A 24,621-nucleotide genomic window follows, 5' to 3' on the forward strand; every position below is an offset into this window, starting at 1 on the left:
GCAAAGCGCTACTCCCCACGCAGGCCCTAGATATCTGATTTGAGCGGCTCTCCGGCTGCCCCCACCCGCGCGGGAAGTTTGGTGTTATCACAAGCGAGAAGCATAGTCGTCATCGCGCCCGATCTCGGTCTCAGGCAGTCGCTGACATTCGCACTCGAGGTAGAGGGCTACCGGGTCGAGGCGCATGAATCCTGGCGCAAGAGCACCGTCATACTGGGTCCGACGCTGTGCATGATCATCGACGACCAGGTATTGCGCTCTTCGAGCGATATCCTGCAGCGCCTGCTCCAGTCGGGTCAGGCAGTGATCCTGCTCACCGACGGTATGTCTCCACCCATCGAAGGCGAACTCGGCCGGATCCTGAGCCTTGCCAAGCCGTTCAACGGCGCCGATCTCCTGGGTCTCGTCAAGAACCTTGCGCTCACGGCCTGAGCCGGCTCGAAGCTGTCCTCCCTCCCGCCCCTACGTATATCCCCCTAGTGATACAACCCAATTTTTCCCCTGCACGTCTTCTGTCATCTTGACACTACAGCAAGGGGAGACCTGAAGATGCACACCGCAGCCGCTCATGCCACGAAGTTGCAGCTCACCAAGAGCCAGATCGTGATCGCACCCCAGACGGCGGGTCTCTTCCGGGCCAATTCTGTGACGACCTTCAATGCCGGCGCCGAAATCTACGCCCCCGGCGACAAGGCAGGTACATTCTATCACGTCGAATTCGGTGCCGTGCGGATTCACCGCCTGTTGTCGGACGGAAGGAGGCAGGTCATCGCCTTCCATCTGGCCGGAGAAACTTTCGGGTTCGAGGCTGACCGGACCCACAGCTTCTTCGCCGAAGCCATCGCTCCGACCGGGCTGCGCGCCATCAGCCGCGCCGCCAACGACCAGGCCTTGCCGGAACTGCTTTCTCTGGCGCTGCGCGGCATGCTGCGCGCCCAGGAACATATCATGATGATCGGCCGCCAGACGGCGGTGGAACGTATCGCCGGCTTCCTCGTCGACATGGCGGAACGCCAGGGCGGGCTCGAATATTTCGACATACCCATGACCCGGCTTGATATAGCCGACTATTTAGGCCTGACGATCGAAACGGTGTCGCGCGTTTTCGCAAAACTCCGTGCGGCCGGCCTTATCACACTGCGGAGCATTCGTTGCATCGAGATCAAGAAGCACGAAGCACTCCGCAGCCTCTGCGCATGACAGTGAATGACAGTGCATAGCAGTGCATGAGCGGACGATGGCGGTCGTCCGCTGACCATGGAAGTGCCTATCTCCTCTATTCGTAACATCCTCCCTAACTGCCGAGCGGCAGGTCGTCGTCCCCCGGCGGCCTGTCGCAAAGTCGTGCCTGCCGACCGGCAGACACCTGAGCATCAGTCCCGCGCCACTTCCAGTTCATCGAGCAAACCGCGCATCTGCCGGACGATCTCGCTGCTCGTCTCGTGGGAAACAGGCGCCTGGAAACCGAAGGCAATGGCGCGCTCATCCTTGCCTTCGACGGGCCGGCGGCAGGAGCTGTGGACCTCGTGCACCCCGGTTTCGCGCACCACCCGTTCGACGGTCACGAGGTTGATGCCACCGCCGGGCATGATCGACACTCTGTCCCCCGCCCGCTCCACCAGCATCTTCAACATCTCGGTCCCCTCCGGCCCACTGACCTTGAGGCCGGAGCTCAGGATGCGTTCGACGCCGAGCGAGACCGCCTGTTCCAGGGCTTCAAACGGATCAGGCACAAGATCGAAGGCGCGGTGAAGCGTCACCCCGAGGCCTTGTGAATGCGCCATCAGCCGCTTGAGCAAGCCCATGTCGAGCGTCATGTTCGGTCGGCTCGCGCCGATCACCACGCCTGCGAGGCCCGCCGCCCGCACCGCATCGATATCGGCCATCATCGCCGCCTCGTTGTCGGCGGCGTAGACGAAGCTGCCGGCGCGGGGCCGGATGATCGCATAGACCGGGATCGGGGCCTTGGCGGCAAGCGCGATCATGCCCGGCGGCGGCGTCAGCCCGCCGACATCGAGTGCCGCGCAGAGTTCGATGCGGTTTGCGCCACCGGCGATGGCGGCCGCCAAACCTTCGGGACTATCGACGCAGACTTCGAGCAGGATGGACAGGATCAGTCTCCTTGATGACCGGCACTCTTGTAATAGCGGGCGCCCCTGAAAGGCACTTTAATGATCTTGAACGGCACTTTCGCGACCGTGGACGGCGCTTTGATGGCCGAGCACGGCGGCACCGACCAGCCCGCCATCCTCCTGCCGCAGCGCCGGTGTCACCAGCGGGTGATCGAAGCGGTTGAGGATGCGCTTGCGTACCGCCCGGTCCAGCGCATCGATGAGCGGCGTGACCGAGGCGAGCCCGCCGCCGACCGGCACGATCGAGGCGCCGGTGACATTGACCGACAGGGCCAGCGGATCGGCGATCAGTTCGAGATAGACGGCGACGGTCCTTGCAGCCCTCGCCTCGTCGACCTGCCAATCCTCGAGTATCCGATAGCTTGTCTCTTCGCAGCCATGCAGGAAATGATGCAGCCGTTCGATGCCGCGCGCTCCGCCGATTGTATCGACACAGCCCGACTGGCCGCAGCCACAGGAAAAACGCGGGATATGGAGCGTCTCGCCATCGAGCTCGACACTGGTGTTGAGGATCGGTCCGTGGCCCCACTCGCCGGTGACGCCGCCTGCCCCGCGCACCAGCCGGCCATCGATTGCGAGGCCCCCGCCTATGCCGGTGCCCATGATGGCGCAGAAGACCACCGAATGACCGCGCCCGACGCCCTCGTTGGCTTCGGCAAGCGTCAGGCAGTCCGCGTCATTGGCAGCCAGTACCGGCCGCCCCAGGATCGCCGAAAGCTCGTCGCCAATCCGCCGTCCGGTGATGCAGGGAATATTGGCCGAGGTGGCGATGCCGTTTCTGGGATCGATGAGGCCGGCGATCGACAGCGCCAACGGCGAAGCCGGATCCCCCGCATGCGCATTGCGCTGGATCAGCGCTGAAAGCGACGCGCCAAGCTCGTGCCAGTCCGCGGCCGGCGTCGCTACCTTTTCGAGCGGCACCAGCGCGCCGGGTGCCGGCGAGACCGCGAATTTCATGAACGACCCACCGATATCGACGCAGAAGACCGGCTTTGCCGGTCCCACGCTGCCAGGTGCTGGCTGGCCCGTCGTGCGGGGTGTGGCGGCGATGCTCATTTGCGCGGATCCAGAAGATCGCGAAGGCCGTCGCCGAGGATGTTGAAGCCGAGCACGGTGATCATGATCGCCAGGCCCGGAAACAGCGACATCCAGATGTTGAGGCCGAGATAGTTGCGGCCGTCGCTCATCATCGCGCCCCATTCGGGCAGCGGCGGCTGGGCGCCGAGGCCGAGGAACGACAGGCTCGCGGCCGACAGGATGACGGTGCCGGCGGTCAGCGTCGACTGCACGATGATCGGCCCGATCGCGTTGCGCAGGATATAGTGGCTCATGATGCGGCGGCGCGAAATGCCGAGCGAGACGGCAGCTTCGACATAGTCCATGCCCTTCAGGCCGAGGGTCAGGTTGCGGCTTAGGCGGGCGTAGACCGGCACCGAGAAAATGGCAATGGCGATCAGGAGGTTGATCAGGCTGGAGCCGAGCACGCTGACGATCAGGATGGCGAGCACGATGCCGGGAAAGGCAAACAGGATGTCCATCGTCCACATGATCGCCTGATCGACGTAGCGGCCGCTCATGCCCGACAGGATGCCGAGCGGCACGCCGACCAGCACCGCCAGCCCGACGGCCAGGACCACTTCAGCCAAGGAAATGCGGGCTCCGAAAATGACGCGGGCAAAAATATCGCGGCCGTTGTCGTCGGTGCCGAACGGATGCGCGAGCGACGGCGGCTCCATGGTCGCCAAAAGGTCCTGCACGTAAGGGTCGGCCGGCGCGATCAGCGGTGCGAAGATCGCGGCAGCCAGGATAATGCCGATCAGGAAGCCGCCGATGGTGATGCTGCGATGGGTCGCCATCCAGCGCAGTCCCCGGTAGACCGCAGGCCGGCGCGACGCGATATCGGTGTCAACAGATGCCATCAGTCGAACCTTATCTTCGGGTTGAGGAAGGCGATCAGCATTTCCGCCAGAAAATTGATGATGACCACGCCGGTGACGGCGACGAGCGTCACGCCCTGGATGACCGGATAGTCGCGGTAACGCACCGCATCGACAAGGAAACGTCCGATGCCCGGCCAGTTGAAGACGGATTCGGTCACGACCGCGCCACCCATCAGGCTGCCGAAATTCAAGCCGACGATGGTGATGATCGGCAGCAGCGCATTGCGCAGCGCATGGCTCCAGTAGATGTTCCTCGGCAGGACGCCCTTGGCGTAAGCCGTGCGGATATAGTCCTGGCTCATCACCTCGATCATGCTGGAACGGGTCATGCGGGCGATGACCGCGGTCGGCAGCACCGCCAGCGTGATCGACGGCAGGATGAAGCTCTTCCAGGACGCGGCGCCGAGCAGCGGCAGCCAGCCGAGCTGCACGGAAAACGTATTCATCGCCATCAGCGCCAGCCAGAAATTGGCGATCGAGGCCCCGGCAATCGCAAGAATCATCACGATTTGGTCCGGCCAGCCATGCCGGTAGATCGCCGCGATCATCCCGGCCGGTACACCGATGCCGATGGCGATCAGATAGGCGGTAATCGCGAGCCCGATCGTGAACGGCAGGCGCTCGGCGATCTCGTCGACGACCGGCAGCTTCGACTTAATCGAGGTGCCGAGATCGCCCCTCACCGCCCCATAGGCAAACGAGGCATATTGCGCCGGCAGGCTGCGGTCGAGGCCGAGCCGAACGGTCATGTTGTCGACCGCCTCCTGCGTCGCCTCGGGTCCGGCCATCAGCCGCGCCGGATCACCCGGCAGCGCACGGATCGCCACGAAGACCAGCAGCGACACGCCGATGAGGATCAGCGGCAGAGCCAGCAATTTCTTGAGGATATAGGCTTTCATGCGCCTGTCCTGGAGCCCGGTTCCCGGCCCCATGTTTCATAAAAGGAAACGGCGGACGGTTTTCCCCATCCGCCGCACTGTTGATATTACTTCTTGGCGTCCTTGACGACGATCAGGCCACCCGGAATGACCCACGCACCCTTGACGCTGGCGCGCGTCGCAAACAGGTCCTGCTTGGTATAGAGCAGAACATGCGGCGCCTGCTCGTTCACTTGTCTCTGGGCATCGACATAGATCGCGTTGCGCGCCTTTTCGTCGAGCGTCGAGGCGGCCTTGTCGATCAACTCGTCAAGCTTGGCATCTGAGAAGAAACCGAGGTTCGCACCGGCGGGCGACGCGCTCTTCGTGTAGTAGAGCGGGCGGAACTGCAGGTCGGCGCCGTTTACGCCCGACGACCAGGAGGCGATCGACGAACCGATATTGTCCTTCTCCTTGCCGGCCGGATCCTGGAAGGCCGCCTTCGACCAGACGCCACCTTCCATCTTGCGCACGTCCAGCTTCACGCCGGCCTTGGCCCACATCGCCTGCAGCAGTTCCCCGATCCGCGACTCCTGCTCCTGCACGATGGTCGACATCGCGAACCCGTCCGGATAACCGGCTTCCTTCAGGAGCTGCTTGGCCTTCTCGACATTGTACGGATAGGGATTGAGCGTCTTGTCGTAGCCGGGCGTGACCGGTGCGAGCGGCGAATTCGCCGGCGTCGCATAGCCGTTCATGAACGCCTTGACGATGCCGTCGCGGTCGGTCGCATAGTTCAGCGCCTGGCGGACGCGCACGTCGTCAAGCGGCTTCAGCTTGGTGTTGAGCGACACCCAGAACACGGCCGAACCGTCGGTCGTCGAAAGCTTCATCTCCGGGTTTGCCTTGACCTGTGCGGCAAACGCGGCCGGGAACGGGTTGATGACGTCGGCATCGCCCGTCTGCAGCGCCATGTTCATGACCGAAGGCTCGGCTGTCCAGGTCCACTTGATCAGGTCTTCGCCCTTCGGCGCGCCGCCCCACCAGTCGGTGTTCTTGGCCTGGATTACGTATTCGCCGGACTTGTATTCCTGCAGCTTGTAGGGGCCGGTACCGACCGCCTTCGAACCGACCGTGCCGGCGGCATCCGCGGTCGGGCTGACCATCAGGCAGGGGCCGGTCGTCAGAAGCGCGAGGAAGGCCGGGTACTGGGTCTTCAGCTTGAACTGCACGGTCGTCGGGTCGACGGCGGTGACGCCTTCGAGGAAGGTGCGCAACCGGCCGCTGGCGGCAAGGCCGCGCTTGGTATCGAGATGACGGGCGAAATTCTTGACCACGGCATCGGCATCGAAGGCGGTGCCGTCGTGGAACTTGACGCCCGGACGCAGCTTGAAGGTCCAGACGAGGCCGGAAGCATCTGCCGACCATTCGGTGGCGAGCGCCGGCTTCAGCGACAGATCGGGATCGCGCTTGACGAGGCCTTCATACATCGGATCGAGCAGGGCTGCCGTATAGGTCGCGGTCTGGTCGCCCGGATCCATGGAGCGCGGGGCTTCGGTCTGCATCACGTTGAGCGTCGCGGCACTGGCCGCGACTGGAAACACGAGGCTGCCGGCAACCGCGCAGGCAAGCGCAAAATGACGGCTTTTCAGGAACATGGTCATGGTTGTTCACCCTTGGTTTTGTTGACATGAGGGCGGACGTTGCCGCCTTAGATCATTTTTATAATTTATTGGCGTTGATTTGTTCATTTTCTAAACTTAGTGTCAAGCCACATTCACCAGCAGAAAACAGCCGCCTTGAACGCTCTTCTCACCTCCTCCCAGCGCCAGCTCGTGCGCGTCATCAGCGAGTCCGGTCCGCTCAGCCGGACCGAGATGGCGAACCTGCTGGGCCTGAGCAAGGCGGCGATGAGCGGCATTGCCCGCGACCTGATCGACCTCGGCGTGCTGCACGAAACCGAGACGGTCTATGGCCAGGGTCGCCCGTCGGTGCGGCTCGACCTGCACCCCGAATGCGCCTTCTTCGTCGGCATCTCGCTGCTCGAAGATCCGGCGCCGATGATCCTCTGCGACCTCAACGGCAAGATCATCGCCCGCCAGTCGATGCCGCTGTCGCGCGATCCGCAGGTCATCGCCGAGGCGATCACCGAGGGCCTGCCGAGCCTGCTCAAAGCCCATCCGGAGGCGATGGAAAAACTGTCCGGCATCGGCGTGGCACTCTCCGGGTTCGTCGATGAGACCCAGTCGAACTGCGTCCAGTCGACGCTGCTCAACTGGCAGGACGTGCCGCTGGCAAAAATCATCCGCGAACGCTCCGGCGTCGAGACCTTCATCGAGAACGACGCGAAGGCGGTCGCCGTCAGCGAAAAACTGTTCGGCAGCGCCCGCGAGATCCAGAGTTTCAGCGTCGTCTCTTTGGGCGACGGAATCGGCTGCGCCCATTTCATCGACGGCAAGCTCTATCGCGGCAATCACGGCGGCGCCGGGGAAATTGCCCATTGCACCATCGAGCCCGGCGGCTCCCCCTGCCGCTGCGGCAAGCGCGGCTGCCTCGACACGGTCTCCTCGATGAAGGCGATCAAGGAAATGTCGCGCGCCGAAGGGCTCGAATGCGTCTCGCTTTCCGACATCGAGAACGAGGCCTCGACCGGCAATGCCGCCGCGATCCGCATCCTGCACCGCGCCGGCTCGGGGCTGGGACTGGCGATCGCCAACCTCATCCAGATCAACGACCCCGGCCTGATCCTGATCACCCATGTCGAAGGCTCGTTCGACGGCCTGTTCGGTACGGTGGTCAACCAGGCAATCGAAACCAACGTGCTGCCGCGTTACGCCGGCCAGACGCCGATCCGCATCAAGCGCGTCGATGGCGATGTCTGGGCGCGGGGTGCGGCGAGCATCGCAGCCCATAATTTCCTGATCGGCCCCAACTCCAACTGAGGTTTCTCCATGCGTATCGCTGTCGGCGGCATCCATATCGAATGCAGCACCTACAATCCGGTCCTCAACGAGGAGAAGGATTTTCGCGTCGTGCGCGGCGAGGAGCTGACCGCGGCCCCCTATTTCGCCTTCCTCAAGGATTACGACGCCGAATTTCTGCCGACCATCCACTGCCGCGCCATTGCCGGCGGCCCGGTCTCCCGCTCCACCTATGAGCGCTTCAAGGCCGAATTCCTCGATCGCCTGAAGCCGTTGTTGCCGCTCGACGGTCTCTATCTCGCCATGCACGGCGCCATGTATGTGCAGGGCATGGAAGATGCCGAGGGCGACTGGATCACCGCCGCCCGCGATCTGGTCGGCCCGGACTGCACGGTCTCGGCCAGCTACGACCTGCATGGCAATGTCAGCCAGCGGATCATCGATGCGCTCGACATGTATTCCACCTACCGCACCGCGCCGCATATCGATGTCGAGGAGACCATGCGCCGCTCGGTGAAAATGTTGGTCGAAAGCCTGAAGACCGGCGTCAAGCCCGTCCTGCTCTGGGCGCCGATCCCGGTCGTGCTGCCCGGCGAGCGCACCTCGACGGTCGATGAGCCCGCAAAAAGCCTCTACGAGATGATGCCGGAAATCGACGCGATGGACGGCGTCTGGGATGCCTCGCTGATGGTCGGCTACGTCTGGGCCGACGAACCGCGCGGCACCGCCGCCGCGATCATGACCGGCACCGACCGCGCCGTCCTTGAGCGCGAAGCCAAGCGCGTCGCCAAAGCCTATTGGGATGCCCGAGAAAAATTCGTGTTCGGCTGCGAAACCGGCTCGATCCAGGAATGCGTCGACAAGGCGATCGCCACCAAGACCGCTCCGGTCGTGCTCGCCGAATCCGGCGACAACCCGACCGGCGGCGGCGTCGGCGACCGCGCCGAGGTGCTGGCCGACCTGATCGCCAAAGGCGCCACCGGCGTCGTCTTCGCCGGCATCGCCGACAAGGCGGCGGCGGAAGCGTGTTATGCCGCCGGCGTCGGCGCCGAGCTCGACCTCACGATCGGAGCCTCGCTCGATATGATGGGCAGCAAGCCGGTCCAGGCAAAAGTGAAGGTGCAGTTCCTCCACGAGACCGCAGACCTTGCCGACCGGCAGGCGGTCGTTGCCATCGGCGGCATGGAACTGGTCCTCTCGGCCAAGCGCCGCCCCTATCACTACATCGCCGACTTCACCCGGTTGGGCCTCGACCCGAATGGCGCAAAGATCATCGTCGTGAAATCGGGCTATCTGTCCCCGGAACTGGCGCCGATCGCCAACCCGAACCTGATGGCCCTGTCGCCGGGCGTCGTCGACCAGTTCGTCGAACGCCTGGAGCGCCACCGTAAGCTGAAGCCGACCTATCCCTTCGACAAGGGTTTTAGCTATGAGCCGCAGGTATTTGTCTCGGCGCGGTCCGCGGGTCGGTGACTTCCGAAAGGAACGACGCCTAAGCGGGGACATTTTTGGCCTATCGGAAAATTTAGCGGTCGAGCTTTCAAACACTTACCCGCTTTCGCTTCCCCGCTTGTCCCCGTCTCCAGACGACGCCGCATAATCTCCCCGTCATCGGATGGGAAACCGGGTTCGCGAACCGGCCGCATCATCCGGCTCGCAAGGTCCGGTTTCCGGTGACGGTCGAGGAAGCGGTCTAAGGGGCCTGACAATCCCCGGAAACGCAAAAACGGCCGGGGCAGGCGGAAAGCCTGAATACCCACCACCCAAAAATACCCCGCCTGCCCTATTCCCGCAAAACGGAACCGCCGGATTTTTCATCCGCGCGGCCAAAAGTGCTGTTTGGAAAACAGGATCGAGAAGGCCGGCCGACAATTATTCCCCGGCAGTCGCAAACACCGCACTGGCGTCGCTGACGATCGCCACATGCGAATAGGCCGCCTGCCCCGCAGCCGCCGCATCGGCGCGGATGATGGCGGTGACGATCTGGTCGTGTTCCTCATAGGATTTCGCAAGGCGCCCCGGCAGGCGGAACTGTGCGCGGCGGAAAGGGGCGAGCCGCGCCCGCGTCTGCGTCACCATCTCGAAGACGTGGTCGTTATGGGCGCCGCGATAAAGCCTTGTGTGGAATTCGGTATTGTGCGCAGCATAGTCTTCTTCGGCACCGGCATGCACCAGCCGCATCGAACCGCGATGTTCGAGCTCCAGCGCCCGCCGCTCGTCGACCGTCATCCGCTCGGCCGATAACCGGGCGCAAATACCTTCGAGCTCGGCCATCGCCTCGAACATCGAGTGCAGATAGGTCCCGGTCACGTTGGTGACGACGGCGCTGCGGTTCGGCTCGCGCCCGACTAGGCCCATGGCCCCAAGTTCGCGCAGAGCCTCGCGCACCGGCGTGCGGGACACTTCGAAGCGCGAAGCGAGCGTGATCTCGTCGAGCTTCTCGCCCGGCAGGATGGCGCCCGTGACGATCATGTCGGCAATCGCCCGCACCATCTGCTCGACGGTGGTTCCGGTACGGATGACTTCTCTGCGCCTGACCTGCTTCACGGGACGATTCTACTCATGCTTACAACCTGCATACAGATGCCGTTCCGGACTCGATAAGTCAAATGACACCGGCAAGACATTGGTAATTTTCGGCTTTCGGACGCTGAAAATCGGCACCGGCAATTGCCGTATTGCTCTGCCTGCCGGATTGCTGAACAAATAATATCTCTTGATTATTTCTTAAGCGAAAAGGCGATGAATCTGTATGCACTTTTCATTTCGCATTTTTTTGGCCTGTAAAGTTTTAACGCAATAACAATGGCTTGAAGTCTGGCACGCACATTGCATGCACTTTCATGTACCCGTTCGAAACCGGCCCAGCGCCGCAAGGAGCATTCCGATGACCAAACTCCTTCCCATGAACCGCCGCAATTTTCTCCAGGCTTCCGTTGCCGGCCTGGCGGCCGGGGCCGCTCCCGGCCTGATCGGCTCGCCGGCCATGGCGCAGACCGCGCTCACCGTCGGCTTCATCTATGTCGGCCCCAAGGACGACTACGGTTACAACCAGGCGCATGCCGAGGGTGCGGCCGTCATCAAGAAGATGCCGGGCATCACGCTCGTCGAAGAGGAAAACGTTCCGGAAACCGTCGACGTCCAGAAGACCATGGAATCGATGATCAACCTCGACGGCGCCACCCTGCTCTTCCCGACCTCCTTCGGTTACTTCGACCCCCATATGCTGGCCATGGCCGCGAAATATCCGAAAGTGCAGTTCCGCCATTGCGGCGGCCTGTGGACCGAGGGCAAGAACCCGATGAATACCGGCTCCTATTTCGGCTATATCGGTCAGGGCCAGTATCTGAACGGCATTGCCGCCGGTTATGCGTCGAAGAGCAAGAAGATCGGCTTCGTCGCCGCCAAGCCCATCCCGCAGGTCGTCCAGAACATCAATTCCTTCCTGCTCGGCGCCCGCTCGGTCGATCCGACCATCACCTGCCAGGTGATCTTCACCGGGGAATGGTCGCTCGCCGTCAAGGAAGCCGAAGCCACCAACGCGCTGGTCGACCAGGGCGCCGACGTCATCACCTGCCATGTGGACAGCCCGAAGGTGGTCGTCGAGACAGCCGCCCGCCGCGGCGCCTTCGTCTGCGGTTACCACGCCAACCAGAGCGCGCTCGCCAAGGACAAGTACCTGACCGGCGCCGAATGGGCATGGGGCAATGTCTATACGAACTTCATCAAGGCGGCCCAGAACGGCGGCAAGCTCGGCAATTTTGTCCGCGGCGGCCTGAAGGACGGCTTCGTCAAGATGAGCCCGCTCGGACCCGCCGTGTCCGCCGAGGGGCGCAAGAAGTTCGAGGCGACGCTCGCCGAGATCATGTCCGGCAAGTTCTCGGTCTTCAAGGGGCCGATCAAGGACAACAAGGGCAATGTCGTCGTCACCGCCGGCAAGTCGTTTGCCGAGGATGCGATCGAACTCGAAAGCATGGGTTACCTGGTCGAGGGCGTCGTCGGGTCGACGTCCTGACCTGATGTCCTGACCTTACGTCCCTAACCTCACGTCAAGGGGGAGAAGCGCCATGACGGCCGAAGCGAACGACCCGAGACTATCCATCGCGGCGGGGGGCAATGCGTCCTTCCGCCCCCTCCTCGAATGGCTGGCGCGGCGGGCGGAACCCGTGGCGATCGGGCTCGTGGCGATCCTGATCGGCCTGGCGCTTTTCTCCCTCTTCATCCTGGCGATCGGCAAGTCACCGGTCACCCTCTTCCAGCTCATGTACACGGGCGGGTTCGGAAGCTGGTTTTCGATCCAGAACAGCCTTTCCCGCGCCGCCCCCCTGTTACTGACCGCACTCTGCGTCGCGCTGCCGGCCCGGCTCGGTCTCGTCATCATCGGTGCGGAGGGCGCGGTCGTGCTCGGCGGCGTCGCGGCGGCGGCCAGCGCCATGCCCTTCGTCGGCATCGTGCCGCCGATCGTGCTGTTCATCTTCATGGGTTTCGCCGCCATGGTCGTCGGCGGCATCTGGATCGGCTTTGCCGGTTTCCTGCGCCACTATCGCGGCGTCAACGAAACGATCTCCTCGCTGCTTCTGGCCTATATCGCCATCGCCCTGATGAACCAGTTCGTCGAAGGGCTGCTGCGTGACCCGGCCAGTCTGAACAAGCCCTCCACCAAACCCCTGCCGAAGGAATACATGCTCGGCCAGATCCCCGGCATGGACGTCCACTGGGGCCTGGTCATCGGCGTCGTCGCCTGCATCCTCTCCTGGGTGCTGATCGAGATCACCAGCTTCGGTTTTGCCGCCCGCATCGCCGGCGGCAATGTCCGCGCCGCACAGATCCAGGGCCTGCCAGTCGGCAAGCTGATCGTCGGCTTCACCGCGATTGCCGGCGGCTTTGCCGGTCTCGCGGGCATGATCGAGGTCGCGGCGGTCCAAGGCAGCGCCAACGCCTCGCTCGCCGCCGGTTACGGTTACACCGGCATCCTCGTCGCCTTCCTGGCGCGGCACAATCCGCTGGCGATCATTCCGGTCGCCATCCTGCTCGGCGGCATCTCCGCTTCGGGCGGCCTGATCCAGCGGCGCATGGGCTTGCCGGATGCGACCGTCCTGGTGCTGCAGGGCACGCTCTTCATCGTCATCCTGTTCTGCGAGACCTTTTACGGCCGCTTCAAGATCTTCAATCCCGACCTCTGGAAAAGGAGCCACTGATGGAAGACACAGGTATCGGCCTCTGGGGCGTGCCGCTGGCGATCTTCGCAGGCGCCATCCGCGTCTCCACCCCCTTCATCTTCGTCTCGCTCGGCGAGACGATCACAGAACGCTCCGGCCGCATCAATCTCGGGCTCGAAGGCACGCTCGTGTTCGGCGCCATGACGGCTTACGCGGTGGCGGTGATGACCGGTTCGCCGACATTGGGCGTGCTGGCGGCGATGGCGACCGGCGCCATGTTCGGCACGATCCACGGCTGGATATGCAAATGGCCCAAGGTCAACGATATCGCCATCGGCATCGCCATGATGCAGTTCGGCCTGGGCTTGGCCTTCTTCCTCGGCAAATCCTTCATCCAGCCGGTGGCGCCGAAACTGCCCTCCATCCCGCTCGGCGGCTGGTCGGCGGTGCCGCAGGTTCAGGCGGCGCTCAATATCAACGTGCTGTTCTTCATCGGCGCGGCCCTCGCCCTCTTCCTCTGGTGGGCGTTCAAGAACACCCGCATCGGCCTCATCCTGCGTGTCGTTGGCGACAGCACCGATGCCGCCCGCGCCATGGGCATCAGCCCGGACCGCGTCCGGCTTCTGGCGACGGCCGCCGGCGGCTCGCTGGCCGCGATCGGCGGTGCCTATCTGTCGCTCTTTTATCCGGGCTCCTGGAACGAAGGCATTTCCTCCGGCCAAGGCCTGATGGCCGTAGCGCTGGTCATCTTCGCCCGCTGGAACCCGATCGGCTGTTTCCTGGCCGCCCTGCTCTTCGGCGGTGCCGGCGCACTCGGCCCTGCCCTGCAATCGGTCGGCGTCACGCAGGGTTATTACCTGTTCTACGCGGCACCCTACGTGCTCACCCTCATCATCCTGATCGCGACCTCGTCGCCCACCCGCTCGCTTGCCGGTGCGCCAGGCGCGTTGTCGCTGACGAAATAAGGGAGATCGGTCATGAACGGATTGGGCGGCCTCAACAAATCGGAGCACGGCGTCGGTATCGGCCTCGTCCAGCTCCAGCTTCCGGTGACGGTCACAAGGGCGGATCTCGCCCGGCAGACGCAGGTGATCGTCGATCTCGTCGCCAAGGCCCGGCGCAACCAGCCGGGCATGGATCTCGTGGTCTTCCCCGAATATGCGCTGCACGGGCTTTCGATGGACATCAATCCGGAGATCATGTGCACGCTCGACGGCCCGGAAGTCGCGGCCTTCAGACGCGCCTGCAGGGACAACGCGATCTGGGGTTGCTTCTCGATCATGGAGCTGAACCCGGGCGCCATGCCCTACAATTCCGGCATCGTCATCGACGATGCCGGCGACCTGAAGCTCTATTACCGCAAGATGCACCCCTGGGTGCCCGTGGAACCCTGGGAGCCGGGCGATTTCGGCATTCCGGTGATCGACGGACCGAAAGGCGCCAAGCTCGCCCTGATCATCTGCCATGACGGCATGTTTCCTGAAATGGCCCGCGAATGCGCCTACAAGGGCGCCGAGATCATGATCCGCACGGCGGGTTACACCGCGCCGATCCGCGAAAGCTGGAAATTCACCAACCAGTCGAACGCCTTCTGCAACCTGATGGTGACGGCGAGCGTCTGCATGTGCGGCTCGGACGGCACGTTCGATTCGATGGGAGAAGGCATGGTCTGCAATTTCGACGGCACGATCATCGCCCATGGCACGTCCGGCCGCGTCAACGAGATCATCACCGCCGAAGTGCGACCCGACCTCGTGCGCGAGGCGCGGGTCGGCTGGGGCGTCGAGAACAACATCTACCAGTTCGGCCATCGCGGTTACGTCGCGGTATCCGGCGGCGCCGGCGATGCGCCCTACACCTACATGCACGACCTGATTGCCGGGAAATACAAGCTGCCCTGGGAGGACGCGGTGAAGGTCACCGACGGCACCTCCTGCGGCTTCGACAAACCCGTGCGGCTCTATGGCGAGACTTTCAAGCTGGCTGGCGAATAGGAGAGACAATGATGGACGCGATGGTTGAAACCAAAGGGCATTATATCGACGCCGATCCCTATGCCTGGCCCTATAACGGCGATTTGAGACCCGAAAACACCGCCCTCATCATCATCGACATGCAGACCGATTTCTGCGGCAAGGGCGGGTATGTCGACCACATGGGTTACGACCTGTCGCTGGTGCAGGCGCCGATCGAGCCGATCAAGACAGTGCTCGCCGCCATGCGCGCAAAAGGCTACCACATCATCCACACCCGCGAAGGCCACCGCCCGGACCTCGCCGACCTGCCCGCCAACAAGCGCTGGCGCTCGCAGCGCATCGGCGCCGGCATCGGCGATCCCGGCCCCTGCGGCCGCATCCTGACGAGGGGCGAGCCCGGCTGGGACATCATCCCGGAACTCTACCCGATTGAAGGCGAAGTGATCATCGACAAGCCGGGCAAGGGCTCGTTCTGCGCCACCGATCTCGAACTCATCCTCAACCAGAAGCGCATCGAGAACCTCATCCTCACCGGCATCACCACCGATGTCTGCGTCTCGACGACGATGCGCGAGGCGAACGACCGCGGCTTCGAATGCCTGATGCTGGAAGACTGCTGCGGCGCCACCGACTACGGCAACCACCTCGCCGCCATCAAGATGGTCAAGATGCAGGGCGGCGTCTTCGGCTCCGTCTCCAATTCCTTGAACCTCGTGAGCCAGCTGCCATGAACAACGTCGTCCGCGATACTCCGCTCCCCAAGGCCGGCAAGGCGGTCGGCATCGAAACGCTCGGCATGACCATGCGCTTCGGCTCCTTCACCGCGCTCGACAATGTCTCGATCAGCGTGCCCGCCGGCTCGTTCCACGCGCTGCTCGGCGAAAACGGCGCCGGCAAGTCGACGCTCGTGAAATGCATCATGGGTTTCTACCACGCCACATCCGGCTCGCTCTCGGTCGACGGCCGCGAAGTCTCGGTCGCCTCGCCCAAGGATGCAGCCACCTATGGGCTCGGCATGGTCTACCAGCATTTCACGCTCGTCCCCTCGCTGACCGGGGCCGAAAACCTGGTGATCAGCCGCACCTCCGTGCCCTCGGTGATCAACTGGGCGAAGGAGCGCAAGGATCTTGCCGCCTTCATGGAGCGCATGCCCTTCCAGATCCCGCTCGAACGGCCGGTCAGCGAACTGGCGGCCGGCGAGAAGCAGAAGCTGGAAATCGTCAAGCAGCTTTATCTCGGCCGCTCCTTCCTCGTGCTCGACGAACCGACCTCGGTGCTGACGCCGGCCGAGGCCGACGAAATGCTCGGTATCGTGCGCGGCATGACCGAACGCGGCGAACTGACCGTGCTGATGATCAGCCACAAGTTCCACGAGGTGACGAAGTTTGCCGATGCCGTCTCGATCCTGCGGCGCGGCAAGCTGGTCGGCACCGGCAAGGTGGACGAGCTTTCCACCGCCGACATGGCGGGGATGATGATCGGCGACGTCAAGCTCGCCGAACTGGACAGCCGCCTGCCCGTGCCGGAGGCGGCGAAATCGGTGCTGAAGGTCGAGCAGGTCAAGGCGCCGGACCGCTCCGGCCTGAAGACGATCGAGATCGACAACCTGACGGTCCGTTCCGGCGAGATCGTCGGCATTGCCGGCATTTCCGGCAACGGCCAGAAGGAGCTCACCGAAATCCTCGCTGGCCAGCGCCCGACTGACAGGGGCACCGTGACCGTCAACGGCGAGGCCTATGGCGCGACCCGGCCCGAGACCCGCAAGAACAATGTCCGTTTCATCCCCGAAGAACCGCTGCAAAACGCCTGTGCGCCAAAAATGACGGTCAGCGAAAACCTCGCCTTCCGCACCTTCGACCTGAAGGGTGACGGCAAGGATGCGATCTGGCTGAACAAGGGCGAGATGAAGAAACGCGCTTCATCGCTGATCTCGGACTTCAAGGTGAAGACCGCCTCGTCCTCCTCACCGATCGCCGCTCTATCAGGCGGCAACGTGCAGCGCGCGGTGCTCGCCCGAGAACTGACCGGCGACGTGGACCTGCTGATCGTCTCCAACCCCTGTTTCGGCCTCGATTTTTCTGCCGTCGCGGAAATCCGCGCCCGCATCATGAGGGCCCGCAATTCAGGCACCGCCGTGCTGCTGCTCTCCGAAGACCTCGACGAGCTTCTGGAAATGTCGGACCGCATCATGGTGATCTCGGAGGGCAAGCTGGTCTACGAAACTCCGATCCGCGCCGCCGATATCGGCGTGATCGGCGCCCATATGGCGGGACATCACTGATGGGTCAGATCAAGGCAGAACCTTTCGCCTTTCCGGCCAAACCCGCGGCGCTTGCGCTTATTGTCATCGACATGCAGCGCGATTTCGCTGAGCCCGGCGGTTTTGGCGCAAGCCTCGGCAACGATGTTGGGCGCATCACCAAAATCGTGCCGGACGTCAAACGTCTCATCCAGGGTTTTCGCGATGCCGGCCTGCCGGTCATCCACACGATGGAATGCCATAAGCCCGATCTCTCCGACCTGCCGCCCGCCAAGCGCAACCGCGGCAACCCGTCCTTGAGGATTGGCGATCTCGGCCCCATGGGTCGGGTGTTGATATCCGGCGAACCCGGCACGGCGATCATTTCCGAACTTGCGCCGATCGACGGCGAGGTGGTGATCGAAAAGCCCGGCAAAGGCGCCTTTTATGCCACCGAACTCGGTGAGGTGCTGAAGGCGAAAGGCATCAGCCAGCTCGTCTTTGCCGGCGTCACGACGGAAGTCTGCGTCCAGACGACGATGCGCGAGGCGAACGATCGCGGTTACGAATGCCTGCTCGCCGAAGAGGCGACCGAGAGCTATTTTCCCGAGTTCAAGGCGGCCGCCGTCGCCATGATCCGCGCCCAGGGCGCGATCGTCGGCTGGACCGCCCATGTGGACGACATTCTGGAAGGGATCGCGCCAAAGGGGATGACCAATGCCTGAATCAACCCGCGAACTTCTGACGCTAGGCGGCTGGAAAGATTTGAAATTCGAGCCTTTCCGCGACGAGGTCACGATCCACTGGATCCGCCCCTTCGAGGGCGACCAGCCGGGCGTCGCGCTCTTGAAATACGAGGCCGGCGCCGGCGTTCCCCGCCATCGCCATGAGGGCCTCGAAACCATCCTTGTGCTCGAAGGCGTGCAATCCGACGAGGCCGGCGACTACGGCCGCGGCAGCTATATCGTCAATGCGCCCGGCACCGAACACTCCGTCTGGAGCGATACCGGCTGCGTCGTACTGATCCAGTGGGACCGGCCGGTGACAATACTGGAAGAGGAAATGGCATGATTGCGACACCAGCCTTCGATATCGCCTCGCTTCACGCGTTCTACCGGGGTGGCGGCGGTGTCGCGCAGATCGTCGAAGCGGTTTTCACGCGCATCGCCGAGATCGGCGATCCCGGCATCTTCATCCATCTGGCCGACAGGCAGGCCGTACTGGCAGAAGCCGCCAAACTCGGCGCCTTCGATCCCGAAAAACCGCTGTTCGGCATACCCTTTGCCGTGAAGGACAATATCGACGTCGCCGGCATGCCGACCACCGCCGCCTGCCCGGACTATGCCTATCTGCCCGAGAAGGATGCGACCGTGGTCGGCCTGCTCAAGGCAGCCGGCGCCTTTGTCATCGGCAAGACCAATCTCGACCAGTTCGCGACCGGCCTTGTCGGGGTGCGCTCGCCCTATCCGATCCCAAGAAATGCCATCGATCCGAAACTCGTGCCCGGCGGCTCCTCGTCCGGCTCGGCGGTCGCGACCGCGCAAGGCATCGTCAGCTTCGCGCTTGGCACCGATACCGCCGGCTCCGGCCGCATCCCGGCCGGCCTCAACAATATCGTCGGACTGAAGCCGAGCGTCGGCGCGTTGTCGACCAGCGGCGTGGTCCCCGCCTGCCGCACGCTCGACTGCGTCTCGATCTTCGCGCTGACCACGGACGACGCGTGGAAGGTCTTCTCCGTCGCCGCGAAATACGACGAGACGGACGCCTATTCGAAGGTCGTGCCGGCCACCGGCTTCGGCTCGGCGCGGCCGGTGCTGACGATCGGCGTGCCCGCCAAGGCGGACCTGCAATTCTTCGGCGATACTGTCATGGAGGCAGCCTATGGCGATGCCGTATCGATGCTTGCAAGGCTCGGACATCGCATCGTCGAAGTGCCCTTTGGCGCGTTCTACAAGGTTGCCAACCTTCTCTACGAAGGCGCCTGGGTGGCCGAGCGTTATGCGGCGGTAAAGCCATTCTTCGACACCAGGGAGGAAAGCTTCCACCCGGTAACGCGAAAAATCTATGGCGGCGCCAAATCGCTCTCCGCAGCCGACGCCTTCAAGGGCCTCTATGCGCTGCAGGCGCTGAAGAAGGTGCTGGCGCCGCTGATCGCCTCCGTCGATCTCTTCTGCGTGCCGACCGCCCCGACCCACTATACGCGCGCCGATCTGGATGCGGAGCCGATCCGGGAAAACTCGCGACTCGGCACCTACACGAATTTCGTCAACTTGGCTGACATGTGCGGCATCGCCGTGCCGACCGGTACTCGCGCAGACGGCCTGCCGGCCAGCGTCACGCTGCTCGCCCCCTTCGGCCACGACGGCCTCACCGCGTCACTGGCCCGTGACCTTCACCAGGCAAGCGGCCTCACCCTCGGCGCCACCAGCTGGCCGCTCCCGGCCCCATCGGAACCGCCTGCGGCCATTGCCGGCGATGCCCTGATCGACATCGTCGTGGTCGGCGCCCACCTTTCCGGCATGCCGCTCAACCATCAGCTTACCGATCTCGACGGCACTTTCTCCCGCGTCGCGAAAACCTCCGCCGCCTACAAGCTTTACGCGCTTGCCGGCACCGTGCCGCCGAAACCCGGCATGGTCCGCGTCGCCGAAGGCGAAGGCGGCGAGATCGAGGTGGAGGTCTGGAAGCTGACGCCGGCGGCCTTCGGTCTGTTCGTCGCGGCTATCCCGCCGCCGCTCGGCATCGGCACCGTTACCCTGTCGGACGGCACCTCGGCCAAGGGGTTCCTCGCCGAACCCTTCGCGCTTCAGGGCGCGCTCGACATCACCGCCTATGGCGGCTGGCGGGCCTATCTCAGGGAGTATGCATCGCTGCCGCGGGTCGGCAACGTCGGCTGATCTACTGCGCCCTGCCCACGCGGGCACGAAAATCCGGAAAAGATGCGCATGTGCGGGAACGCCTTCCCACGCCGCCCGTTCGAATGAAGCGCCAGTCAGGCGCTGGAGGAGAAATCATGGGTATCGAACAGGCACCGACCGAAAAGGGCAAGGAATCCGCGCGCGGTCTGAAGCAGAGCACCCGCAAGGAAGAGAAGAAGGTCGAAGCTCAAAAAGGATCGGACCTCGCCAAGGGCGCCGACCGTTTCGAAGAAAGGTCGAAGAGTTCGGACGGCAAGAGCGCGGGCGCCAAGCAGAGGTAGGGTGTAAATCGCCCTGCTCTTTACATCGACCAGGTCTCGCTGATGCGGCGGATGCATTGCAGCAGATTGACCGTCGTCGGCGTCATCAGGCCCTTCTTGCGGCGGTAGACGCGGAACGTCCGCTGCCAGTCGAGTTCGGGCACGTTGACGCGTGCCATGTCGCCCCGTTCCACCTCCTCGCGCACCAGGGGCAGCGGCATCCAGCAGAACATCGCTTCCGAGAGAACCGCGGCTTTCAGAACCGGCACCGAGCGGGAGACGATCGACGGCGCGTTCGGCTCCAGCGCATTGTCGTGGAACCGCCGCTGCCACTCCCTGACGGTCGGTGTGCCCGGTGGAGGCATGGCCCAGTCGAAGCCCGCCGCCTCGGCAAGCGCTACATGCTCTCGCCTGATGATCGGATGATCGGCCCTCGCAAAGACCGACACGGTGTCGTGCATGATATCAGGCGTCGCCATGATGATGTCGTCGTCGAGATAAGGCTCCGGTGAAATCGCGATATCGATCGTTCCGCCCTTCAGCCCTTCCAGCACCCGGTCCTCAAGATCCTCGATGACCTGGTACTGCACTTCCGGATGCTGTTTGCGCATCTCGCCGATCACGGCGATGATGAAGCCGCCGACGACGCTCGCGACCCCGCCGATCCGCACCACGCCGCGGCTGGCACCGCGCATCTGCTGGATCACGTCGGTCGCATTGCCGATCTCGGAAACGACCAGTTTGGCATAGGGAAGCAGGGCATCTCCGAACACGGTCGGCACCACCCCGCGCGTCGTGCGCTCGAAGAGAGGAACGCCGTAGCTGTCCTCCAGCCGCTTCAGCATGCGTGTGATCGCCGGCTGGGTCATGTTCAACGCGGTCGCTGCCGCGCCGAGGCTGCCGCGCCGCGCGCATTCGAGAACGATTTGAGCCGATCGCACATCCAAAGTCATGCCTTGATGTAATGGATTATTGGAAATTCTTCAATTCCAAGAGAGGGCGCTATCTGCGACACTTCCCACGAAAAGATACGCGCTCAGGGTGGGAACCCTGAAGGCCGGGAGGAGGCCTCGAAGCTATGAACAAGATGTCGCTGGATTTCCTGTCCGGCAGCACGAAGCTGCGTGGACAGACGGTAAGCGAGGCCGTTTTCGACTTTCTGAGGCAGAAGGGCATCGACCGCATTTTCGGCAATCCGGGCTCGACCGAACTGCCGATGTTCGTCAATGTGCCGGAAGACTTTTCCTATGTGCTCGGCCTGCAGGAATCGATCGTCGTCGCCATGGCAGACGCCTATGCGCAGACGACCCGCAAGCCGGCCTTCGTCAACCTGCATTCGGCCGCCGGCCTCGGCCATGCGCTCGGCAATATCTACACGGCCTATCGCAACCGCGCGCCGCTGATCATCACCACGGGACAGCAGAGCCGCGAGCTGCTGCCCCACGATCCGTTCCTGTTTGCCGAAAGCCCGACGGAATTTCCGAAGCCCTATGTGAAATGGGCCTGCGAACCGGCCCGCGCCGAAGACGTGCCGGCAGCGATTGCCCGCGCCTACTATATGGCGATGCAGGCGCCCCGCGGCCCGGTCATGGTCTCGGTCCCCTTGAGCGACTGGCAGGCACAGGCAGCCCCGATCGCCATCCGCGACGTGGAAACGGTGATCAGTGCGCCGGCCTCGGCGATCGACGATCTTGCCCGCCGGCTGAACGATGCCCGCGAGCCGGTGCTGGTCGTCGGACCGGGCGTCGATATCGACAATGCCTGGGATGCGACGGTGCGGCTGGCGGAAATCCTGCAGGCGAAGGTGTGGGTAAGCCCGCTTTCGTCGCGCTGCAGTTTTCCGGAACGCCATCCGCTTTTTGCCGGTTTCCTGCCGGCCTTCCAGCCGAAGCTCGCGAACTGCCTGCATGGCGCCGATCTCGTTCTGGTGCTCGGCGCGCCGGCCTTCACCTATCATTTCGCCGGCTCCGGCCCGGATATCCCGGCAGGTGCGGAACTGTGGCTGATCACCGACGACCCGGCCCAGGCGGCAAGCGCCATCGTCGGCAACGCCATGGTCTCGAACCTGCGCGCCGCCACCGAAAGCCTCGTCTACCGCCTGCGCTGCCGCCCGCAGCGCACCGGCGGCCCGGCCCGCACCATTCCGCGCCTGAAGCAGCCGAAGGGCATCACCCAGGAATTCTTCTACCAGACGCTGGCCGACGTCCGCTCGCCGGACAGCATCGTCTTCGAGGAAGCCCCAAGCGGCCGTGACGCGCTGCACGACTTCTTCCCGATCGAACGGCCTGGCGGCTTTTTCGCCACCGCCAGCGGCGGGCTCGGCTATGCCCTGCCCGGCTCGGTGGGCGCCGCCCTGACCAGGCCGGAACAGCCGGTCATCGCCGTCATCGGCGACGGATCGAGCCTCTATTCCATCCAGTCGATCTGGTCTGCCGTCGAATACGATGCCGATCTCATGATCGTCATCCTCAACAACGGCGGCTACAAGGTGCTGAAGGCGATTGCCGAGCGGAGCGGCTCCGGCCGTATCGACGGCGTCGATATCGGCCACATGGATTTCGTGAAAATCGCCGAGGCGCAGGGCTGCAAGGCCGTTCGCTGCGAAAAGGGCGATGAACTGTCGTCATGCCTGCGGGACCTTCTGAAAATGAAGGGGCCGCGGCTTTTGGAAATCATACTATCCGAGGAGGAGACTGAAATGAATGTCGCGGTCAGAAACGAACAGATCCTGAAAACCCCCGAAAAATTCTTCATCGGCGGTGAATGGGTCGCCCCGCTCGGCACCAACAAGCTCGACGTCATCTCGCCGGTGACCGAAGAAGTGCTGATGAGCTATCCGGAAGCCAGCAACGCCGATATCGACAAGGCCGTTGCCGCCGCCCGCGACGCCTTCGACAACGGCCCCTGGCCGCGCATGACCTTCAAGGAGCGCGCCGGCTATCTGCGCAAGATCGCCGACCTGCTGACCGCCCGCCTCGACGAGATCGCCAATGCCTGGACGACCCAGGTCGGCGCGCCGATCTTCCTGACCAAGAAGCTGGTCGGCCAGAACCCCGGCCTCTACAACTACTATGCCGGCCTGATCGAGAACGACGAGTTCGTCGATCAGCGCAAGCGTGCCGATGGCGGCGAAGTCCGCGTCGTGCGCGAGCCGGTCGGCGTCTGCGCCGCGATCACCCCGTGGAACGCGCCGATGGTGCTCCTGAACTACAAGGTCTCGGCAGCGCTTGCCGCCGGCTGCACGATTGTCGCCAAGCCCTCGCCGGAAACCCCGCTGGACGCCTATCTGCTCGCCGAATGCATCGAGCAGGCTGGTATCCCCAAGGGCGTCTTCAACCTCGTTCCGGCCGGCCGCGAAGGCGGCGATTATCTCGTGCGCCACACGGGCATCGACAAGGTCTCCTTCACCGGCTCGACCATCGCCGGCAAGGTGATCGCCGCAGCCTGCGCCGATCGGCTCGCCCGCGTCAGCCTGGAACTCGGCGGCAAGTCCGCAGCCGTGCTTCTCGATGACGCCGACTTCACCAAGGCGCTGCCCGCCCTGATGGTCTATTCCATGCCGATCACCGGGCAGGTCTGCTTCTCGCTGACCCGCATCCTGGTACCGGAGTCCCGCAGCCAAGAATTCATCGACCTCTATGTGGGCGCGGTGAAGAACATCAAGGTCGGCGATCCGGCTGATCCAACCACCCAGATGGGCCCGCTCACCATGGCCCGCCAGCTTGCCCGCGTCGAAGGTTACATCGCCGCCGGCCGCGCAGGCGGTGCGACGGTTGCCTGCGGCGGCGGGCGCCCGAAGGGCCTCGACCGTGGCTACTTCATCGAGCCGACCGTCTTCACCGACGTGACGATGGACATGAAGATCGCCCAGGAGGAAATCTTCGGACCGGTCGTGTCGATCATCAGCTACAAGGACGATGACGAAGCGGCGAAGATCGCCAACGACAGCACCTACGGCCTGTCCGGCGCGGTGTTCACCTCCGATCCGGAGCGTGGTTATGCCTTTGCCCGCCGCATGCGCACCGGCAGCGTCACCGTCAACGGCATGATCGTCGACATCCACCATCCGTTCGGCGGCTTCAAGCAGTCCGGCATCGGCCGCGAGGGCGGTCCCGAAGGTCTCGAAAACTATTTCGAGGTCAAGACGATTCACATGGCCTGAAGGCCAGCCGGCTTCATAAGCGACAAAAAGGCCGCCGGATCATCAATCCGGCGGCCT

General features: G+C 63.7%; 22 protein-coding genes. 15 read left to right on the forward strand and 7 right to left on the reverse strand.

Going from position 1 to position 24,621, the window contains the following annotated elements:
• Window positions 1-81: 81 nt before the first annotated feature.
• Window positions 82-432: a hypothetical protein gene (locus LZK81_RS12780; RefSeq protein ID WP_052756735.1), complete on the forward strand. Its 351-nt coding sequence runs from the start codon at window positions 82-84 to the stop codon at window positions 430-432.
• 117 nt (window positions 433-549) lie between these two features.
• Complete coding sequence (locus LZK81_RS12785; protein ID WP_052753671.1) at window positions 550-1,200, forward strand: helix-turn-helix domain-containing protein; 651 nt, start codon at window positions 550-552, stop codon at window positions 1,198-1,200.
• A 173-nt stretch (window positions 1,201-1,373) separates the two neighbouring features.
• Here the strand turns inward: LZK81_RS12785 and LZK81_RS12790 are convergent, their stop codons facing one another.
• The 5 genes from LZK81_RS12790 to LZK81_RS12810 all read right to left on the reverse strand — a co-directional run bounded on the left by LZK81_RS12790 (window position 1,374) and on the right by LZK81_RS12810 (window position 6,593).
• The gene (locus LZK81_RS12790; RefSeq protein WP_233956543.1) at window positions 1,374-2,111 is read right to left on the reverse strand and encodes a copper homeostasis protein CutC; all 738 of its coding nucleotides are present in this window, start codon (window positions 2,109-2,111) and stop codon (window positions 1,374-1,376) included.
• A 57-nt stretch (window positions 2,112-2,168) separates the two neighbouring features.
• Window positions 2,169-3,188 (reverse strand): ROK family protein, encoded by a 1,020-nt coding sequence (locus LZK81_RS12795; protein ID WP_233953522.1) that lies wholly within the window; start codon window positions 3,186-3,188, stop codon window positions 2,169-2,171.
• The gene (locus LZK81_RS12800; RefSeq protein WP_046607426.1) at window positions 3,185-4,051 is read right to left on the reverse strand and encodes an ABC transporter permease; all 867 of its coding nucleotides are present in this window, start codon (window positions 4,049-4,051) and stop codon (window positions 3,185-3,187) included. Before LZK81_RS12800 ends, LZK81_RS12795 begins: the two co-directional genes overlap by 4 nt.
• Window positions 4,051-4,971, reverse strand: a complete 921-nt coding sequence (locus tag LZK81_RS12805) for an ABC transporter permease (RefSeq protein ID WP_233953523.1) — start codon at window positions 4,969-4,971, stop codon at window positions 4,051-4,053. The genes LZK81_RS12800 and LZK81_RS12805 overlap by 1 nt, the downstream gene beginning before the upstream one ends.
• Window positions 4,972-5,057: 86 nt before the next feature.
• Window positions 5,058-6,593, reverse strand: a complete 1,536-nt coding sequence (locus LZK81_RS12810) for an ABC transporter substrate-binding protein (protein WP_233953524.1) — start codon at window positions 6,591-6,593, stop codon at window positions 5,058-5,060.
• Between the two features lie 135 nt (window positions 6,594-6,728).
• Between LZK81_RS12810 and LZK81_RS12815 the strand changes: the two genes are divergently transcribed.
• Both LZK81_RS12815 and LZK81_RS12820 read left to right on the forward strand, forming a co-directional pair.
• Window positions 6,729-7,871 (forward strand): ROK family transcriptional regulator, encoded by a 1,143-nt coding sequence (locus tag LZK81_RS12815; RefSeq protein WP_233953525.1) that lies wholly within the window; start codon window positions 6,729-6,731, stop codon window positions 7,869-7,871.
• 9 nt (window positions 7,872-7,880) lie between these two features.
• A complete protein-coding gene (locus tag LZK81_RS12820; RefSeq protein WP_233953526.1) occupies window positions 7,881-9,323 on the forward strand; it encodes a M81 family metallopeptidase in 1,443 nt (480 codons plus the stop codon).
• A 399-nt stretch (window positions 9,324-9,722) separates the two neighbouring features.
• On the opposite strand, the gene LZK81_RS12825 is transcribed toward LZK81_RS12820, so the two are convergent.
• Window positions 9,723-10,397 carry a GntR family transcriptional regulator gene (locus LZK81_RS12825; RefSeq protein ID WP_046599744.1) on the reverse strand — a complete coding sequence of 225 codons (675 nt, stop codon included), beginning with the start codon at window positions 10,395-10,397 and terminating at the stop codon, window positions 9,723-9,725.
• A gap of 340 nt (window positions 10,398-10,737) precedes the next feature.
• On the opposite strand from LZK81_RS12825, the gene LZK81_RS12830 reads away from it, so the two are divergent.
• The 10 genes from LZK81_RS12830 (at window position 10,738) to LZK81_RS12875 (ending at window position 20,423) form a co-directional block, all read left to right on the forward strand.
• Window positions 10,738-11,865 (forward strand): BMP family ABC transporter substrate-binding protein, encoded by a 1,128-nt coding sequence (locus tag LZK81_RS12830; protein ID WP_233953527.1) that lies wholly within the window; start codon window positions 10,738-10,740, stop codon window positions 11,863-11,865.
• Between the two features lie 52 nt (window positions 11,866-11,917).
• Window positions 11,918-13,048 (forward strand): ABC transporter permease, encoded by a 1,131-nt coding sequence (locus LZK81_RS12835; RefSeq protein WP_233953528.1) that lies wholly within the window; start codon window positions 11,918-11,920, stop codon window positions 13,046-13,048.
• Window positions 13,048-13,974 carry an ABC transporter permease gene (locus tag LZK81_RS12840; protein WP_046599741.1) on the forward strand — a complete coding sequence of 309 codons (927 nt, stop codon included), beginning with the start codon at window positions 13,048-13,050 and terminating at the stop codon, window positions 13,972-13,974. The genes LZK81_RS12835 and LZK81_RS12840 overlap by 1 nt, the downstream gene beginning before the upstream one ends.
• A gap of 12 nt (window positions 13,975-13,986) precedes the next feature.
• A complete protein-coding gene (locus LZK81_RS12845) occupies window positions 13,987-15,003 on the forward strand; it encodes a formamidase (RefSeq protein ID WP_233953529.1) in 1,017 nt (338 codons plus the stop codon).
• Between the two features lie 11 nt (window positions 15,004-15,014).
• Window positions 15,015-15,716: a cysteine hydrolase family protein gene (locus LZK81_RS12850; RefSeq protein WP_233953530.1), complete on the forward strand. Its 702-nt coding sequence runs from the start codon at window positions 15,015-15,017 to the stop codon at window positions 15,714-15,716.
• Window positions 15,713-17,266: an ABC transporter ATP-binding protein gene (locus tag LZK81_RS12855; RefSeq protein ID WP_233953531.1), complete on the forward strand. Its 1,554-nt coding sequence runs from the start codon at window positions 15,713-15,715 to the stop codon at window positions 17,264-17,266. Before LZK81_RS12850 ends, LZK81_RS12855 begins: the two co-directional genes overlap by 4 nt.
• Window positions 17,266-17,949 carry a cysteine hydrolase family protein gene (locus LZK81_RS12860; protein ID WP_233953532.1) on the forward strand — a complete coding sequence of 228 codons (684 nt, stop codon included), beginning with the start codon at window positions 17,266-17,268 and terminating at the stop codon, window positions 17,947-17,949. The genes LZK81_RS12855 and LZK81_RS12860 overlap by 1 nt, the downstream gene beginning before the upstream one ends.
• Window positions 17,942-18,295, forward strand: a complete 354-nt coding sequence (locus LZK81_RS12865; protein WP_046607415.1) for a cupin domain-containing protein — start codon at window positions 17,942-17,944, stop codon at window positions 18,293-18,295. The genes LZK81_RS12860 and LZK81_RS12865 overlap by 8 nt, the downstream gene beginning before the upstream one ends.
• Window positions 18,292-20,121 carry an allophanate hydrolase gene (gene atzF / locus LZK81_RS12870; RefSeq protein ID WP_233953533.1) on the forward strand — a complete coding sequence of 610 codons (1,830 nt, stop codon included), beginning with the start codon at window positions 18,292-18,294 and terminating at the stop codon, window positions 20,119-20,121. Before LZK81_RS12865 ends, atzF begins: the two co-directional genes overlap by 4 nt.
• Window positions 20,122-20,237: 116 nt before the next feature.
• A complete protein-coding gene (locus tag LZK81_RS12875) occupies window positions 20,238-20,423 on the forward strand; it encodes a hypothetical protein (RefSeq protein WP_046607413.1) in 186 nt (61 codons plus the stop codon).
• A gap of 20 nt (window positions 20,424-20,443) precedes the next feature.
• Here LZK81_RS12875 and LZK81_RS12880 read toward each other — a convergent pair whose 3' ends face one another.
• The gene (locus tag LZK81_RS12880; RefSeq protein ID WP_233953534.1) at window positions 20,444-21,343 is read right to left on the reverse strand and encodes a LysR family transcriptional regulator; all 900 of its coding nucleotides are present in this window, start codon (window positions 21,341-21,343) and stop codon (window positions 20,444-20,446) included.
• A gap of 137 nt (window positions 21,344-21,480) precedes the next feature.
• On the opposite strand from LZK81_RS12880, the gene mdlC reads away from it, so the two are divergent.
• Complete coding sequence (gene mdlC, locus LZK81_RS29325) at window positions 21,481-24,564, forward strand: benzoylformate decarboxylase (protein ID WP_326491487.1); 3,084 nt, start codon at window positions 21,481-21,483, stop codon at window positions 24,562-24,564.
• Window positions 24,565-24,621: the final 57 nt, after the last annotated feature.

Origin of the sequence: Neorhizobium galegae (genome assembly GCF_021391675.1) — a bacterium.
Lineage (GTDB): Bacteria > Pseudomonadota > Alphaproteobacteria > Rhizobiales > Rhizobiaceae > Neorhizobium > Neorhizobium galegae_B.

What these genes read in the sequence shown, in the direction of transcription:
- LZK81_RS12820 (WP_233953526.1), top strand. Translation starts at nt 7,881, where the DNA reads ATGCGTATCGCTGTCGGCGGCATCCATATCGAATGCAGCACCTACAAT.
- LZK81_RS12860 (WP_233953532.1), top strand. Translation starts at nt 17,266, where the DNA reads ATGGGTCAGATCAAGGCAGAACCTTTCGCCTTTCCGGCCAAACCCGCG.
- LZK81_RS12795 (WP_233953522.1), bottom strand. Translation starts at nt 3,188, where the DNA reads ATGAGCATCGCCGCCACACCCCGCACGACGGGCCAGCCAGCACCTGGC.
- LZK81_RS12875 (WP_046607413.1), top strand. Translation starts at nt 20,238, where the DNA reads ATGGGTATCGAACAGGCACCGACCGAAAAGGGCAAGGAATCCGCGCGC.
- LZK81_RS12855 (WP_233953531.1), top strand. Translation starts at nt 15,713, where the DNA reads ATGAACAACGTCGTCCGCGATACTCCGCTCCCCAAGGCCGGCAAGGCG.
- LZK81_RS12830 (WP_233953527.1), top strand. Translation starts at nt 10,738, where the DNA reads ATGACCAAACTCCTTCCCATGAACCGCCGCAATTTTCTCCAGGCTTCC.
- LZK81_RS12835 (WP_233953528.1), top strand. Translation starts at nt 11,918, where the DNA reads ATGACGGCCGAAGCGAACGACCCGAGACTATCCATCGCGGCGGGGGGC.
- LZK81_RS12785 (WP_052753671.1), top strand. Translation starts at nt 550, where the DNA reads ATGCACACCGCAGCCGCTCATGCCACGAAGTTGCAGCTCACCAAGAGC.
- atzF (WP_233953533.1), top strand. Translation starts at nt 18,292, where the DNA reads ATGATTGCGACACCAGCCTTCGATATCGCCTCGCTTCACGCGTTCTAC.
- LZK81_RS12845 (WP_233953529.1), top strand. Translation starts at nt 13,987, where the DNA reads ATGAACGGATTGGGCGGCCTCAACAAATCGGAGCACGGCGTCGGTATC.
- LZK81_RS12865 (WP_046607415.1), top strand. Translation starts at nt 17,942, where the DNA reads ATGCCTGAATCAACCCGCGAACTTCTGACGCTAGGCGGCTGGAAAGAT.
- LZK81_RS12800 (WP_046607426.1), bottom strand. Translation starts at nt 4,051, where the DNA reads ATGGCATCTGTTGACACCGATATCGCGTCGCGCCGGCCTGCGGTCTAC.
- LZK81_RS12850 (WP_233953530.1), top strand. Translation starts at nt 15,015, where the DNA reads ATGGACGCGATGGTTGAAACCAAAGGGCATTATATCGACGCCGATCCC.
- LZK81_RS12805 (WP_233953523.1), bottom strand. Translation starts at nt 4,971, where the DNA reads ATGAAAGCCTATATCCTCAAGAAATTGCTGGCTCTGCCGCTGATCCTC.
- LZK81_RS12810 (WP_233953524.1), bottom strand. Translation starts at nt 6,593, where the DNA reads ATGACCATGTTCCTGAAAAGCCGTCATTTTGCGCTTGCCTGCGCGGTT.
- mdlC (WP_326491487.1), top strand. Translation starts at nt 21,481, where the DNA reads ATGAACAAGATGTCGCTGGATTTCCTGTCCGGCAGCACGAAGCTGCGT.
- LZK81_RS12840 (WP_046599741.1), top strand. Translation starts at nt 13,048, where the DNA reads ATGGAAGACACAGGTATCGGCCTCTGGGGCGTGCCGCTGGCGATCTTC.